Source organism: Amycolatopsis nivea (assembly GCF_004522235.1).
In the GTDB taxonomy this organism is placed as follows: Bacteria; Actinomycetota; Actinomycetes; order Mycobacteriales; family Pseudonocardiaceae; genus Amycolatopsis; species Amycolatopsis nivea.
Map to the genome: position 1 here is coordinate 1 of NZ_SDLT01000001.1, position 14,195 is coordinate 14,195.

The 14,195-nt window shown below is 71.3% G+C and carries 14 protein-coding genes; 7 read left to right on the top strand and 7 right to left on the bottom strand.

Annotated features, from left to right (window positions below; translation table 11 throughout):
• Nucleotides 1-78: 78 nt before the first annotated feature.
• The 6 genes from EIZ44_RS00005 to pdxS form a co-directional block, all read right to left on the bottom strand.
• Nucleotides 79-3,216: a glycoside hydrolase family 31 family protein gene (locus EIZ44_RS00005; protein ID WP_240691183.1), complete on the bottom strand. Its 3,138-nt coding sequence runs from the start codon at nucleotides 3,214-3,216 to the stop codon at nucleotides 79-81.
• Nucleotides 3,217-3,427: 211 nt separating this feature from the next.
• Entirely contained in the window at nucleotides 3,428-4,264 is an 837-nt protein-coding gene (locus EIZ44_RS00010; RefSeq protein ID WP_134727311.1) for a class II fructose-bisphosphate aldolase, read from the bottom strand.
• Complete coding sequence (locus EIZ44_RS00015; protein WP_134727312.1) at nucleotides 4,261-5,148, bottom strand: 1-phosphofructokinase family hexose kinase; 888 nt, start codon at nucleotides 5,146-5,148, stop codon at nucleotides 4,261-4,263. Before EIZ44_RS00015 ends, EIZ44_RS00010 begins: the two co-directional genes overlap by 4 nt.
• The gene (locus tag EIZ44_RS00020) at nucleotides 5,145-5,966 is read right to left on the bottom strand and encodes an ROK family protein (protein ID WP_134727313.1); all 822 of its coding nucleotides are present in this window, start codon (nucleotides 5,964-5,966) and stop codon (nucleotides 5,145-5,147) included. Before EIZ44_RS00020 ends, EIZ44_RS00015 begins: the two co-directional genes overlap by 4 nt.
• A complete protein-coding gene (locus tag EIZ44_RS00025; protein WP_134727547.1) occupies nucleotides 5,966-6,799 on the bottom strand; it encodes an SIS domain-containing protein in 834 nt (277 codons plus the stop codon). Before EIZ44_RS00025 ends, EIZ44_RS00020 begins: the two co-directional genes overlap by 1 nt.
• A 378-nt stretch (nucleotides 6,800-7,177) precedes the next feature.
• Entirely contained in the window at nucleotides 7,178-8,089 is a 912-nt protein-coding gene (pdxS, locus tag EIZ44_RS00030; RefSeq protein ID WP_037811282.1) for a pyridoxal 5'-phosphate synthase lyase subunit PdxS, read from the bottom strand.
• Between the two features lie 413 nt (nucleotides 8,090-8,502).
• Here pdxS and pdxT point away from each other — a divergent pair, with 413 nt between their 5' ends.
• From pdxT to EIZ44_RS00045, 3 genes are all read left to right on the top strand, one after another.
• Nucleotides 8,503-9,138 carry a pyridoxal 5'-phosphate synthase glutaminase subunit PdxT gene (pdxT, locus tag EIZ44_RS00035; RefSeq protein WP_134661810.1) on the top strand — a complete coding sequence of 212 codons (636 nt, stop codon included), beginning with the start codon at nucleotides 8,503-8,505 and terminating at the stop codon, nucleotides 9,136-9,138.
• 59 nt (nucleotides 9,139-9,197) lie between these two features.
• Nucleotides 9,198-9,953, top strand: a complete 756-nt coding sequence (locus tag EIZ44_RS00040) for a YebC/PmpR family DNA-binding transcriptional regulator (protein WP_037811285.1) — start codon at nucleotides 9,198-9,200, stop codon at nucleotides 9,951-9,953.
• A gap of 159 nt (nucleotides 9,954-10,112) precedes the next feature.
• Nucleotides 10,113-10,634, top strand: coding sequence for a DUF4262 domain-containing protein (locus EIZ44_RS00045; RefSeq protein WP_037811286.1), 522 nt, complete (start codon nucleotides 10,113-10,115; stop codon nucleotides 10,632-10,634).
• Between the two features lie 13 nt (nucleotides 10,635-10,647).
• Here the strand turns inward: EIZ44_RS00045 and EIZ44_RS00050 are convergent, their stop codons facing one another.
• Nucleotides 10,648-11,091, bottom strand: coding sequence for a cupin domain-containing protein (locus tag EIZ44_RS00050; protein WP_134727314.1), 444 nt, complete (start codon nucleotides 11,089-11,091; stop codon nucleotides 10,648-10,650).
• A gap of 134 nt (nucleotides 11,092-11,225) precedes the next feature.
• On the opposite strand from EIZ44_RS00050, the gene ruvC reads away from it, so the two are divergent.
• The 4 genes from ruvC (at nucleotide 11,226) to yajC (ending at nucleotide 14,069) form a co-directional block, all read left to right on the top strand.
• Nucleotides 11,226-11,828 carry a crossover junction endodeoxyribonuclease RuvC gene (gene ruvC, locus EIZ44_RS00055; protein ID WP_037811289.1) on the top strand — a complete coding sequence of 201 codons (603 nt, stop codon included), beginning with the start codon at nucleotides 11,226-11,228 and terminating at the stop codon, nucleotides 11,826-11,828.
• Nucleotides 11,825-12,421 carry a Holliday junction branch migration protein RuvA gene (gene ruvA, locus EIZ44_RS00060; protein WP_037811291.1) on the top strand — a complete coding sequence of 199 codons (597 nt, stop codon included), beginning with the start codon at nucleotides 11,825-11,827 and terminating at the stop codon, nucleotides 12,419-12,421. Before ruvC ends, ruvA begins: the two co-directional genes overlap by 4 nt.
• Before the next feature lie 6 nt (nucleotides 12,422-12,427).
• Nucleotides 12,428-13,516 carry a Holliday junction branch migration DNA helicase RuvB gene (gene ruvB / locus EIZ44_RS00065; protein ID WP_134727315.1) on the top strand — a complete coding sequence of 363 codons (1,089 nt, stop codon included), beginning with the start codon at nucleotides 12,428-12,430 and terminating at the stop codon, nucleotides 13,514-13,516.
• A 118-nt stretch (nucleotides 13,517-13,634) separates the two neighbouring features.
• Nucleotides 13,635-14,069 carry a preprotein translocase subunit YajC gene (yajC, locus tag EIZ44_RS00070; RefSeq protein ID WP_167753919.1) on the top strand — a complete coding sequence of 145 codons (435 nt, stop codon included), beginning with the start codon at nucleotides 13,635-13,637 and terminating at the stop codon, nucleotides 14,067-14,069.
• Nucleotides 14,070-14,195 lie beyond the last annotated feature (126 nt).

The window sequence follows — 14,195 nt, forward strand, 5'->3', positions numbered from 1 at the left end:
CTGCCAAACCCGCCCGAACACAACCCATTAGGGCTCCTTGAAGGAATCTGATTCCCGCAAGGAGCCCTTCACGGACGGTCAGGCGATCGCGACAGTGAAAACGTGCAGCGCCGAGTTCGACGGCAGGGTGACCGCGACGGCCCGTTTGCCCGGGTCGAGCGGGACGGAGTTCGCGAACACCCGGTAGGCCACCGTCGGATAGGCCGGACCGGACTTCGTGTTCTTGCCCTGCACCGAGGCGACCGTGGTCGCGCCGTACTGGGCCGGGTCGGCGCAGCACCAGTTCGGGAAGCCGAGTTCGGCCTGGCTCGTGCTGCCGTCGGCGTACCGGACGACGACCTGGCCCTTCGCCGCGGATCCGGTCCCGGTGCCGGTCAGGACCAGCTTGGCGCCGCTGCCCTGCACGGCGACGGTCTGGCCGCCCGCGACGACATTGTCCGGCTTCCCGGCACCGGCGTCGGGCCAGGTCGCCTGAGCGCCGTCCGCGGTGAACTGCGCTCCCGGTTTCAAGCCCGCTTCGGCGAGATCCTCCGCGCGGAAGCTGCTCCCGCTGCCGTCGAGGTCGCCGTTCGCGGCGTGTGCCGCGTCAGTGACCCCGACGTTCCCGTACGCCGCGGCCACCGTCGCGTACGGCACGGTGACCATCGCTGACCCGGTCGCTTCGTGCGTGCCCAGCCGGGCCTGGTACTTCGCGGTGGCGGTCAGCTCGTAGTCCGCCGGACGCAGACCCGCGTCCGGGGTGAGCCGCACCGGCACCTGCACCGTCTGACCCGGCCACACGAGCGCCGGAGCCTTCGATGCCTCGGCGTGGAAACCGTTGGCCTGCACGGACAATGCCACGTCACGCACCGGCAGCGGGGTGCTGTTGGTGAAGCTGGCGGTGGCCGACACAGCCTGGCCCGGCGCGGCCGTCGCGGGAGCGGAAAGCCGCACCGAGGCGTTGTCGTCGGCGGGGAAGAACCCGCCGACCGCGCTCGCTCCGAGCAACCGGATGTCCTGAGCGGCACCGGAATCGATCGAGCCTGTCTTCACCCGGACGACGCCGCGCGCGGACGGGTCGTACCACCAGCCGGACGGGGCTCGGTCCAGCTCCGCCTTGCTGGCGTACTGCCGCAGCATGCCGTGGCCGCCCAGCACCGCCGCCGGTTTCGTTCCCGTGTGGACGGACAGCTGGTAGTTCCGCGCCGCCGGTTTGCCGGGATAGGACCCAGCGCTCGCGCCGATCCCGACGGTCACCGTGCCCGGGCCGGACCCCGGCGCGTCCACCGTGAACGTCTGCCGGGCCTGCTCGCCGCGCTGGTAGCCGCGCGTGACGCCGTCGTCCTCGGTGAGGGTGAAGCTGCTCTTGCCCTGCGGGTACACGTCGACGTCCAGCCGGCTCTTGTCGCGGGTCTGCCAGGACGTCGTGCCCTCCGCCCACATCGGCACGACAGCGCCGCCGCGGACGAACAGCGGCAGCTTGTCCAGCGGCGCGTCGTAACCGTCCACAGTGGTCGGACCGGTGTAGGTCCTGCCGCTCCAGTAGTCCGTCCAGGTGCCCTTGGGCAGGTAGATGCCGTTGCGCACGGACGAACTGTCGTAGACCGGGGCGACCAGGAAGTCCGTGCCGGACAGGAATTCGTACTTCGCCTTGTCGGTCCAGGCGTTCGGGTCGTCGGGATACTCCAGGGCCAGCGGCCGGACCTGGCCGACGCCGGTCTGGTGCGCCTGCACCGAGTAGCTGTAGGTATAGGGCAGCAGCCGTTCCTTGAGCAGCAGGTACTTGCGGTTGATCGAGGTGAACGGCTCGCCCTGGCGCCAGGGCTGCTTGTCCGACTTCGCCCAGCCGTCCATGGTCATCGCGACCGGGAGGAAGGACTTCCACTGCAGGTCGCGGACGTAGGTCTGCGGGCTGCCGCCGAAGATGCCGTCGATGTCGCCGGTGTTGTAGGCGATGCCGGACAGCGTCGAACCGGCGTAAGTCGGGATCTGCCACTTGATGTAGTCGTAGGAGCCGGACTGGTCTCCGCTCCAGAGCACGCCGCATCGTTGCGCGCCCGCCCAGCTCACCGGCTGCCAGACGAACCCGCGCGCGTCGCTGTTGTCCTCGATGCCCTTGTGCGCGGTGTCGCAGGCGTCGAGGGCGAACTGGTACCCGGGGCCGACCCAGGCGACGTCCAGTTTGCGCACGCGGACTCCGGCCTTGACCTCCTCGGCCTGGTTGGGCACGCCGTTCTCGGTCCAGAGGCCGAGCTGCATCTTGTTGTCCCGCAAGCCTTCGCCGGTCTGCTGGAGGTTTTCGTATCCGCAGCCGTAGCCGTCGTTGACCAGCATCCAGCCGTTGGGCATGCCGTGTTCGGGATAGCCCTCGGCGACCTGCACCGCGTCGAGGGTGTGCCGTTCGCCGCGGTTCGCGTTGTGCAGGTAGCAGTCGGAATCGCCGGTCTCCAGGCCGTAGATGGGTGGGAGGAACGGTTTGCCGACCAGGTCGGTGTAGCCGGAGATGACGTCCTTGAGCCCGTCGCCGACGACGTAGGTGGCGTCGAAGCGGCGCTCGTCGTGGGTCGTGCGGACCGGATCGGCGAACGAGTAGCTGCCGGGGGAGAAGGTGTTGCGCAGCACGCCGTACCCGGCCGTCGAGGCGTAGAACGGCTGGGAGTTGGGCGCGCCGCCGTCGTTCCAGTTGTCGTCGGCGAAAATCTTGACGGTCTGGTCGCGGTGGCTGAACCGGCCGTTCTGCTCCCCGCCGCCGACGTACTGTTCGGCGGCGCCGCGGGCGAGCGTCTGCGTGGTGGTGTCCCCGGTCCAGGACAGCGGCGCGGACTCGGCCCAGAGCTGCTTGCGGTCCGCGCCGTCGTAGAGGGCGAACTTCAACGGGTGCTTGTAGGCGCGGAGCGTGGCCTTGCCGGTGCCGATGGCCCAGTAGGCGCCTCGGTCGGTGCGTTTCGGCGGCACGGGCGTTTTGCTGTTCGGCAGCACGATCTTGCTGCCCGCCGGATCGGTGAAGGTCCCGTCCGGCGCGAGCCAGACCCGGACGGCGGCCGCCGCGGGAAAGCTGACCCGGACGGCCGCGGCGCCCGCGGTCAGAGTGGTCACCGGGCCGTCGGCGGAGACGCCGGTCAGGTCGCCGAGCTGCCCGGCGGGGCCGGTGGCGGCGTGGGCGGAGGCGGGGGTCGCGACGGCCAGCAGAACCAGCGCTGAGGCCAGACATCGCAGCGATTGCTTAAATCTGCTCATTGCATACCTCTCTTGCGCATTAAAATGCACATGGCGCTTCTGTATAGCGCACTCAGGCAGCGAAGTCACCGGCCGAAGCGGTGGAGCAGACTTCCGTCGGTATCGAGGTCCGGGGGTGCCCGCCGAGCCGGATCCGGTGGGCGGCAGGCAGATCCGCGCGGTGCCGCTTCCCAGCACCGCGTTCAGCCTGACCCTAACCTCCCGGTTTCCCTTACCCGGCCAGCAGCCGGAGCAGCCGTGCCGTCTCCGCCGCCACCGCGGAGCGGCCGAGCCGGACATACTTGCGTGGGTCGACCGCCTCGGGCTGTTCCTCGAGGAACTGCCGGACCGCGCCGGTGAACAGCCCGTTGAGGTGCGTCGAGATGTTGATTTTCGCCATCCCGGCAGCCACCGCGCCGCGCAGTTCGTCGTCGGAAAGCCCAGAGGATCCGTGCAGCACCAAGGGAACCGGGACGGCGTCCCGCAGCCGCGTCACCAGCCCGCGGTCGACCGAGGCGGTGCGCGACAGCATCGCGTGCGACGTGCCGACCGCCACGGCCAGCGCGTCGACCCCGGTGGCGGCGACGAACTCCGCCGCCTCGTCCGGATCGGTGCGGGTGCCCGGCGCGTGCACGCCGTCCTTGCCGCCGACCTCGCCCAGTTCGGCTTCCACCGCGACTCCCGCCGCGTGGCAGAGGTCCGCCACCTCGCGGGTGCTGCGCACATTGTCCGCATAGGACAGTCGCGAACCGTCGTACATCACGCTGTGCACGCCCAGTTCGATGCCTTCGCGGACCAGTCCGGTGTCCTCGATGTGGTCGAGATGCACGAGCACCTCCACCGACGCCCGGCGCGCGATCTCCAGCGAAGCCGCAGTGATCGGGGCCAGCCCGCCGTGGTAGGTCACGCAGTTCTCGCTGATCTGCAGGATCACCGGCAACCGCGCCTGTTCGGCTCCGGAGACGATCGCCTCGGCGTGCTCGAGCAGGATCACGTTGAACGCGCCCACCGCGCCGCCCTGGTCCTGGGCCGAGGCGAGCAACCGGGCGAAAGCGGGGCGGGTGATCATGCGGACGCTCCGTTCAGGAATCGGCGGTACGCGGACAGATCGATCTCTCCGGCGACCGGACGCAACACCGCGGCCGCACCGGCCGCGGCGGCCTGGCGCAGCGCCTCGTCCAGTGGCAGCCCGCGCACGAGCGCCGCGGCCAGTCCGGCAGTCGCCGCGTCCCCGGCACCGGTGGGGTTGCCGCGCACACCGGGCACGCCAGGAACCGAGATGACCTCGGCCCCGGTGTAGGCGGCGATGCCGTCCTCACCGCGTGACACCACAACCAGCCCGGCCCCGAGCCTGGACAACTCGGCGGCACCCGAGGCTGCATCGACGGCACCGGTGGCGGACAGGAGTTCCTCTCGATTCGGCTTAACATCGGCCCCGGCCCGCGCGGCGGCCAGCAACGCGGGCCCGGACGAATCGACCAGTGCCCGGACCCCGGCTTCCCGGGCCAGCCGAACCCAGTCGCCGACCAGTTCCGGCGCGGCGTTCCGGGGCAGGGAACCGGAAATCACGAGCAGCTCCGCGTCCCGCAGCCGGGTGGCGAGTAACGCCGCGAACCGTTCCCATTCGGCGGCGGACAGTTGAGGCCCCGGCTCGGCGTACACCGTGGGATGTCCGTCGCCGATGACCGTGACCGTCGACCGGGTCTCGGCTTCGCACGCAATCGCGTCGAACGGAACCGCCAGCGCCGAGCCGAGCCAGCGTCCCGCGTCGCCGTCGAGCGGGAGCACTGCGTGCACGGGAATGTCCAGTGCCGCAAGGACATGGGCGACATTCACGCCTTTGCCGCCAGCGCGCCGCTGCACGTCGAGCACCCGGTTCGTGCCGCCGAGGATGTGGGCGCCGACCCGGTAGGTGATGTCGACCGCGGGGTTGGGCGTGGCGACGATGATCATGGCAGTGCCAACAACGTCGCACCCACCACAGCAGCCCGATCCCCGTGGTGCGCCTGGACAATCGCAGGCGCGCGCAGCGCCCCGAGCCGATGCGCGACCTCGCGGGCGAGCGGGTCGAGCAGCAGGGCACCCGCCTCGGCGAGGCCGCCGCCCACGACCACGGTGGTGCAGCCTGCCACGGCGGTCGCCCAGGCGATCGGCTCCGCAAGCGCACGGACGCACTCCTCCCACGCCTCGGCCGCCGCCGGGTCTGCGTCGCGGACCCGCGCGGCGACAGCGGCCGCGTCCGGGGCTCCGGCTCGGCGCGCGAGTCCGGACGCCGACGCGACCTCCTCGACGCGGCGGCCGTCGGGCAGCCGGATCTGGCCGACTTCGCCTGCCCACGGGCCTGCGTCGAGCACCTCGCCGCGCACCACCAGTGCGGTCGCGAAACCGGTGCCGACCGGGGCGAACAGCACCGGTCCCGAGGCTCCGGTCGCCGCGCCGGTGCGGGCTTCGGCGAGCGCGCCCGCGCGGACGTCCTGCCCGAACGCGAGCGGGACGTCGAGGCGAGCGGACACGAGGTCGTGGACCGGAACGTCGTCCCAGCCGAGGTTGACCGCCTTCACGCACCGTCCGGCGCGCTCGTCCACGATCCCCGGGACCACCAGGCCCACCGCCTCGACCGGATAGCGCGCGGCGGCCCGGGCCACCAGGTCGGCGAGCGCCGCAGGGTCGCCGAACGGGGTCCGTTCGCGCCATTCTGCGGACACGGAACGGCCGTCGGTCACGCGCATCTTCACGGTCGTGCCGCCGACGTCGACGCCGAGGACGGCCATCAGGCGAGGATGACCGAACGGGTCAGCGACCGCGGCCGATCGGGATCGAGCCCGCGCCGCCGCGCGAGCGCCACCGCGAACCGCTGCGCCACGACCAGCCCGGCGAGCGGGTCGAGGTCGTGGTGCACGAACCGGGCCCCGGTGCGGGCGATCTCGGCGGCCAGCCCGTCCGGGGTCTCGCCGAACGACCACACGAGCCTGCCGGGCTGCGCGATGGCGATCGGGCCGTGCCGGTAGTCCATCGCGGGGTAGGCCTCGGCCCAGAACTGCGCCGCTTCGCGGGTTTTGAGCGCGGCCTCGCAACTGATGCCAACCGCGGCCCCTCGCCCGATGAAGGTGACCTGTTCGGCGTCCAGCAGATCGTCGACCGGTTCCAGCAACGCGCGTTCAGCCTGCCGCGCCAGCTCTCCGATGTCGTCGCCGAGGCCGGCGCGCAGCAACGCGAGCGTGCTCGTGGCGAAGCGGGTCTGCACCACCGAACGTTCGTCGGCGAACGGCAGCTCGACTACCTCCGCCGCGACCGAGGCCGCAGGCCCATCGCCCACTGCGGTGATCAGCGTGGAGGGCTGCCCGGCCAGCGCGGACAGCAGTTCGATGATTTCGGTAGTGGTGCCGGACCGGGAGATCGCGACCACCCGGTCGTACTCGCGGCCGGCCGGGTACTCGGACCCGGCGAACGCGTCGGTGACGCCGAGGCCCCGCTGCTCCCGCATGGCGGCGTAGCTCATCGCGACGAACCAGCTGGTGCCGCATCCGACGACGGCCACCCGCTCGCCAGGCTGCGGCAGCACTCGGGCGGCGGGCCCGGCGCAGTCCGCGGCGGCCCGCCACATCTGCGGCTGGGAGGTCAGTTCGGCGGCCACGAAGGAACCCGGCGCGGAAAGCGCACCGGCCGCATCGGACACGGAGGACTCGGAGGACTCGGACGAGAACGACTCGGGGGAGGACGGCTCTGACATGAAGGCCCTTCGGTCCGTGAACTGAGCGCGACCCTCAGTGTAGACGATCGTTTCTGCTTGAAGTGAGCGATTTGCATCATCTTCAATCATGACGGATGGACTGTTGTGAGCGTCCGAACGTCGCGGAGCGGCAACGTGGCTACGAGCGCAGCCTGGTGCGGCCATAACAGGTGCAGAACGTAAAAAAGCGCGAGCGGTGAGGGACGGGTGTCCCTCACCGCTCGCGCAGTCAGTTCAGGTGAAGCGGCTACGTCACCAGCCGCGCTCGGCGAGGCGGTGCGGCTCCGGCACGTCCTCGACGTTGATGCCCACCATGGCTTCGCCGAGCCCGCGCGAAACCTTCGCCAGCACGTCCGGGTCGTCGTGGAACGTCGTGGCCTTCACGATCGCCTCCGCGCGCTGCGCCGGGTTGCCGGACTTGAAGATGCCCGAACCCACGAACACGCCCTCCGCGCCGAGCTGCATCATCATCGCGGCGTCGGCCGGGGTGGCGATGCCGCCGGCGGTGAACAGCACGACGGGGAGCTTGCCCGCCTCGGCCACCTCGCGGACCAGCTCGTACGGCGCCTGCAGTTCCTTGGCCGCGACGAACAGCTCGTCCTCGGGCAGGGACTGCAGGCGGCGGATCTCGCCGCGGATCTTGCGCATGTGCGTGGTCGCGTTCGAAACGTCGCCGGTGCCGGCCTCGCCCTTCGACCGGATCATCGCCGCACCCTCGGTGATGCGGCGGAGCGCTTCGCCGAGGTTGGTCGCGCCGCAGACGAAGGGCACGGTGAACGCCCACTTGTCGATGTGGTTCGCGTAGTCGGCGGGGGTGAGCACCTCGGACTCGTCGATGTAGTCGACGCCGAGCGACTGCAGCACCTGCGCCTCGACGAAGTGCCCGATCCGCGCCTTCGCCATGACCGGGATCGACACCGCTTCGATGATGCCGTCGATGAGGTCCGGGTCGCTCATCCGGGCGACGCCGCCCTGGGCGCGGATGTCCGCGGGGACGCGCTCCAGCGCCATGACGGCGACCGCGCCCGCGTCCTCGGCGATCTTGGCCTGGTCGGCGGTCACGACGTCCATGATCACGCCGCCCTTGAGCATCTCCGCCATGCCGCGCTTGACCTTCGCGGTGCCGGTGACGGTCTGGGGTTCGGCGTTCTGCTGCTGCGACACCTTGCGGGCCTTTCTCGGGGGAGCTGAATGGGTCTTCTCCTCCAGCGTAAGACGACGGTGGACCGCTGAGGCAGGCCATTGCGCGGCTATCTCGGAAGGCCACTTTCCGCGCCGAAAGATCCACTTGGGCTCGGTCACTTTTCCGCCGGGAAGCGTTGACCTGGGGCTTCCGGAACGGCCTACCATGGGAGACGAGGCCGGCCCGCAGGAGAAGGGCTGCCTCGATGTCAGGGGAGACCACCTTCGAGGTGGCCACTGGCGACAGATTTCAGCAGTCCACTTCACGTCGGCCCGGGACCGGCCGCCGGAGCGCTCCGCGAGTGGGCGGCGGCCCCGGTGCTGCCCGCCTGACCTGCCCGGTTGCGTTCCGGGCGGCCCCCCTAAGCTGATGCGAACGTCTCACGGGAGGTCGGGTGGCGACAGCTACGGGAGCACGGCCGGCGGTCGGCGTGCTCGCCCTGCAAGGCGCCGTGCGCGAGCACGTCGCGATGCTGGAGAGCGCGGGGGCGCGCGCGGTTCCGGTGCGCCGCCCGTCCGAGCTGTCCCGAGTGGACGGCCTGGTGCTGCCGGGCGGGGAGTCCACCACGATGTCGCGGCTGCTCGAGACCTTCGAGCTGCTCGAACCGCTGCGCGAGCGGATCGCCGGCGGCCTGCCCGCGTTCGGCTCGTGCGCCGGGATGATCCTGCTGGCCCGCCAGGTGCTCGACGGGCGCCCGGACCAGCAGCAGCTCGGCGGGCTCGACGTCGTCGTGCGCCGCAACGCGTTCGGCAGGCAGGTCGACTCCTTCGAGGCCGACCTCCCGTTCGCCGGGCTGCCCGGCGGGCCGCTGCACGCGGTGTTCATCCGGGCCCCGTGGGTCGAGAAGGCGGGAGCCGGGGTCGAGGTGCTGGCCACCGTGCCGGACCCGGAGGACCCGCCGGACGGGCCGAGGGCGGATAGGATCGTCGCCGTCCGGCAGGGGGCGGTGGTGGCCACGGCGTTCCACCCGGAGATCACCCGGGACGAGCGCGTGCACCGGCTGTTCGTCGAGCTCGTGCGGAAAGCCTGAGCAAGGATTGCGGCGGCCGCGCCGGGAGGCACGCGGCCGCGGGAACAGATGGAGGAAAGATGAGCGGCCACTCCAAGTGGGCCACGACGAAGCACAAGAAGGCGAACCTCGACGCCAAGCGGGGCAAGCTCTTCGCGCGGCTGATCAAGAACATCGAGGTCGCCGCCCGCACCGGGACCGGGGGAGGGGACCCGGACGGCAACCCCACGCTGTACGACGCCATCCAGAAGGCGAAGAAGAACTCCGTCCCGCAGGACAACATCGAGCGCGCGCGCAAGCGCGGCGCCGGCGAGGAGGCGGGCGGCGCCGACTGGCAGAACATCACGTACGAGGGCTACGGCCCGAACGGCGTGGCGGTGCTGATCGAGTGCCTCACCGACAACAAGAACCGCGCCGCGATGGAGGTCCGTACCGCGCTCACGCGCAACAACGGCTCGCTCGCCGACCCGGGTTCGGTCGCCTACATGTTCAACCGCAAGGGCGTCGTGATCATGCCCAAGGCGGACGCGACCGAGGACGACGTCCTCATGGCGGTCCTCGACGCGGGCGCCGAGGAGGTCAACGACCTCGACGAGAGCTTCGAGATCGTCTCCGAGGGCACCGACCTCGTCCCGGTCCGCAAGGCGCTGCAGGAAGCCGGGTTCGAGTACGAATCGGCCGAGCTGACCTTCCTGCCGTCGGTGAGCGTGCCGCTCGACGTCGACGGCGCGAAGAAGGTCTTCAAGCTGATCGACGCGCTCGAGGACTGCGACGACGTGCAGAACGTCTATGCCAACTTCGACGTCTCCGACGAGGTCATGGCCGAGGTGGACTGATCCAATCGCACGCGACACGGCCGCGCCCCCGGCACTCCGGGGGCGCGGCCGTTTTCGTGCAAGATTTCCCTTGCCGCGCAACGGAAACCGCGAAAATCCTTGGCGCAGGCGGAAAATGACCGGCGCGGGGACTGGGCTCGGGCGCGCGGGTGGGGCAGAATGTCCGCCGTGACGACCTCCGCCCTCACCGAGCAAGAGCAGAGCCTCATCGCCTGGATCGAGACCCAGGCAAGGGAACGGGGCAACGCGGTCATCGCCGTGCCCGCCGACGACCAAGGGGCCGGCTACTGCTTCACCGCGTGCGCGTGGGCGTTGCACAACGTGCCCGAAGCGGTCGTGATCGGGCTGCCCGACCACATGGCCCCGGTGCTGCTCGACGCGTACGTCGACCGCTCCGCCAACGGCGAGATCTTCGAGGTCGGCAAACGCTACGACGATTTCTTCGAGGGCGCGCCGGTGATCTTCGAGCGCGTCGCGAAAGGCCACTACCCGGAGTACTTCGGGTCCGCGTTCCTCGTCTACCCGGACGGCGACTTCCCGGCGCTGCAGATGATCGTCGCGACGCCGGACGGGCACTTCCCGTGGCACGCCGACGCGCCCGAGGGCTTCGCCGAATGGCAGCCGGTGCTCACCGAAAGCGGCGACCCGGAGAGCTGGACCCCCGGCGTCGACGGCCCCTGACCGCGGCTCGCGGCTAGCCCAGCGCGGCCAGGTCGTCGGCGGCGTCCGGAAAGCGCTCGGCCAGCGTCGCCGGATCCGCGAACTCCACGCAGTCGTCGGTATACGGCGGCACCACGACGGTGCCGAGCAGGCTCCACGCGCCCAGCGACACCGTGGCCTGCCATGTCCCCGCGGGCACCACCACCTGCGGGCGTTCCCCGGCGGCCACGTCGCTGCCCAGCACCGGGCGCGTCACCTCGCCGTCCGGATGCAGCAGGAGCATCCGCGCGGGCGAACCGGCGTGGTGCACGAACACCTCGACCCGGTCGAGCCGGTGCGGCGCGGAGATTTCGGGCGCGGTGAGCAGGTAATAGATCGCCGAACCTTCGGGGGCGCGCCAGCTTTCCGCGAACCGGCCGCCCTCCACCGGCAACGGTTCCAGCCCCAGGCGCTTGACGTAGTCCTCCGGTCCCGGCATGCGCCCCATCGTGCTCGCGGAGCGGATCCGGCGTCCACCTCGGCCGCCGTTTTCGCGTGTCCGTCCGCCGGGCCGCGCTCGGCGACCGTTAGCCTGCATCTCGAACTAATGTTCGCGCGGGCGAAGGAGAAACGGTGCGGGTGCTCGGGGTCGACCCCGGTCTGACCAGGTGCGGCCTCGGCGTGGTCGACGGCGGCAAGGGCCGGTCCGTGCGCCCGGTCGCGGTCGGGGTCGTGCGCACGCCCGCCGACCAGGATCTCGCGCAGCGGCTGCTCGGCGTCGCCGACGAGGTGGAGCGCTGGCTCGACAAGTACCGGCCCGAAGCGGTCGCCGTCGAGCGGGTGTTCGCGCAGCACAACGTCCGCACCGCGATGGGCACCGCGCAGGCGGGCGGGGTCGTGGCGCTGTCGGCGGCGCGGCGCGGGCTGCCGGTCGTCTTCCACACGCCCAGCGAGGTCAAGGCCGCCGTCACCGGGTCCGGCCGCGCGGACAAAGCACAGGTCACCACCATGGTGATGCGGCTGCTCGGGCTCGAGGTCAAACCGCATCCGGCGGACGCGGCCGACGCGCTCGCGCTCGCCATCTGCCACCTCTGGCGCGAGCCGATGCGGGTGCGGCTCGCCGAGGCCGAGGCCCGCGCGGCGGAACTGGTCCGCGCCCACAAGGCGCGGCTCGCGGCAGCGGCCAAGGCGGCCGGAACCACCACGAAGCAGAACGAAACAGGAGCACGACGATGATCTCCTCGGTACGCGGCGAAGTGCTGTCCGTCGGGCTCGACCACGTGGTGGTCGAGGTCGGCGGCGTCGGCCTCGCCGTGCAGGCCACCCCGGCGACGCTGGCCACGCTGCGCCGCGGCGAGCAGACGCGGCTGCACACCGCGCTGGTCGTGCGCGAGGATTCGCTGACCCTCTTCGGGTTCGCCGAGGAGGACGCGCGCGAGCTGTTCGGCCTGCTCCAGACGGTGTCCGGGATCGGGCCGCGGCTCGCGCTGGCGACGCTGGCCGTGCTGGAGCCGGACAAGCTGCGCGCGGCGCTCGTCGAAGGCAACATCACCGTGCTCACCCAGGTCCCCGGCATCGGCCGCAAGGGGGCCGAACGGCTCAGCCTCGAACTGCGGGACAAGGTCACCGCGCTCGGCGGCGCCGCCGACGCCCCGGTGGTGACCGCGCCCGGCGCGCTGCGCGGCGAGGTGGTCGAAGCGCTGGCCGGGCTCGGGTTCCCGGCCAAGCAGGCCGAGCAGGCGGTGGACAAGGTGCTGTCCGAGGGCGACGGGCACACCACGTCGTCGGTGCTGCGCGCGGCGCTGGCCGCGCTGGGCCGCAAGCGGTAGCCGCCGATGAACCACGAAGTCACCGAGTTCGACACCGGCGGGTACGAGGCGGACGACGAAACCCTGTCCGCGCTCGCCCAGACCGGCGAACGCGACCTGGAAACCTCGCTCCGGCCGCGCAAACTGGACGAGTTCGTCGGCCAGGAACGCGTCCGCGAGCAGCTGGAACTGGTGCTGGAGAGCGCCCGGCGGCGCGACGTCCCGCCCGACCACGTGCTGCTGTCCGGCCCGCCCGGCCTCGGCAAGACGAGCATGGCGATGATCGTCGCCGCCGAACTGGGCGCGGCCATCCGGATCACCTCCGGGCCCGCCCTGGAACGCGCGGGCGACCTGGCCGCGATGCTGTCCAACCTCGCGCCCGGCGACGTCCTGTTCATCGACGAGATCCACCGCATCGCCCGGCCCGCCGAGGAGATGCTGTACCTCGCGATGGAGGACTTCCGGGTCGACGTCGTCGTCGGCAAGGGGCCGGGGGCGACCAGCATCCCGCTGGAGATCGCGCCGTTCACGCTGGTCGGGGCCACCACCCGGTCCGGATCGCTGACCGGGCCGCTGCGCGACCGGTTCGGCTTCACCGGCCAGATGGAGTTCTACTCCGCGGCCGAGCTCGAACTGGTCGTCCGCCGCGCCGCGACCATCCTCGGCATCGAAATCGACCGCGACGGCTGCGCCGAGATCGCCGGCCGCTCGCGCGGCACCCCGCGCATCGCCAACCGGCTGCTGCGCCGGGTCCGCGACTACGCCGAGGTGCGCGCCGACGGCAAGGTGACCCTGGACGTCGCGCAGGCCGCGCTGAAGGTCTACGACGTCGACGAACTGGGCCTGGACCGGCTGGACCGGGCCGTGCTCGGCGCGCTGACCCGCTCGTTCGGCGGGGGACCGGTGGGCATTTCGACGCTCGCGGTCGCCGTCGGCGAGGAGGCCACCACCGTCGAGGAGGTGTGCGAGCCTTACCTGGTCCGGGCCGGTATGCTCGCCCGCACTCCGCGCGGCCGGGTCGCGACCGCGGCCGCGTGGCACCACCTCGGGCTCGTGCCGCCGCCGGAAGCGGGACGTCCCGAGGCGGGCGGTCCGACGCTGTTCGACCAGGCCTGACAAGGGCGGACAGCGGCCCGGGTGGTGGCGTTTCCGCCGGTACCTGGCACACTCGAACACAGCACATCCGTCGAAACCGGACGCGGGCAGCCGAGAAAGGCGTCCGTCGAGGAGAGTCATGAACCAGTTACTGCTGCCGTTGCTGCTGCTGCTCGTGGTGGCCGTGCCGCTCGTCATGGGCACCCGCAAGCAGAAGAAGCAGCAGGCGGCTCAGCAGGAGATGCAGAACAGCATCGCCCCGGGCGACCGCGTGATGACCACGTCGGGCCTGTACGGCACGGTCGCCGACACGAGCAGCGAAACCACGATCGACATCGAGATCGCGCCGGGCGTCGTCACCACCTGGCTGCGGCTCGCGGTGCGCGAGAAGGTCGAGCCGGTCGTCGAGACCGAGGAGAACGAGGACTCGGCCGAGACCGAGACCGCGGGCATCGAGTCGGCCGCGCCCGCCGCGTCGGCTTCGGAGGCCCCGGCCCAGGAGTCGATCTCCGCCGAGGAGAAGCAGACCTCCGGTGCGCAGGTGGCGCCCCCGCTCGAGCACGGGAAGAAGTAGCCCCCGGGCTTCACCGGGCAGTGATCCGCCCACAGCCTACGAAAGTCGGTACGGGCGAACGCCGGGCTCACGCAGCACCGAGTACTGTCTCGGTGCTGCGTGCGTGTCCGCCGTCATAGTTCACGC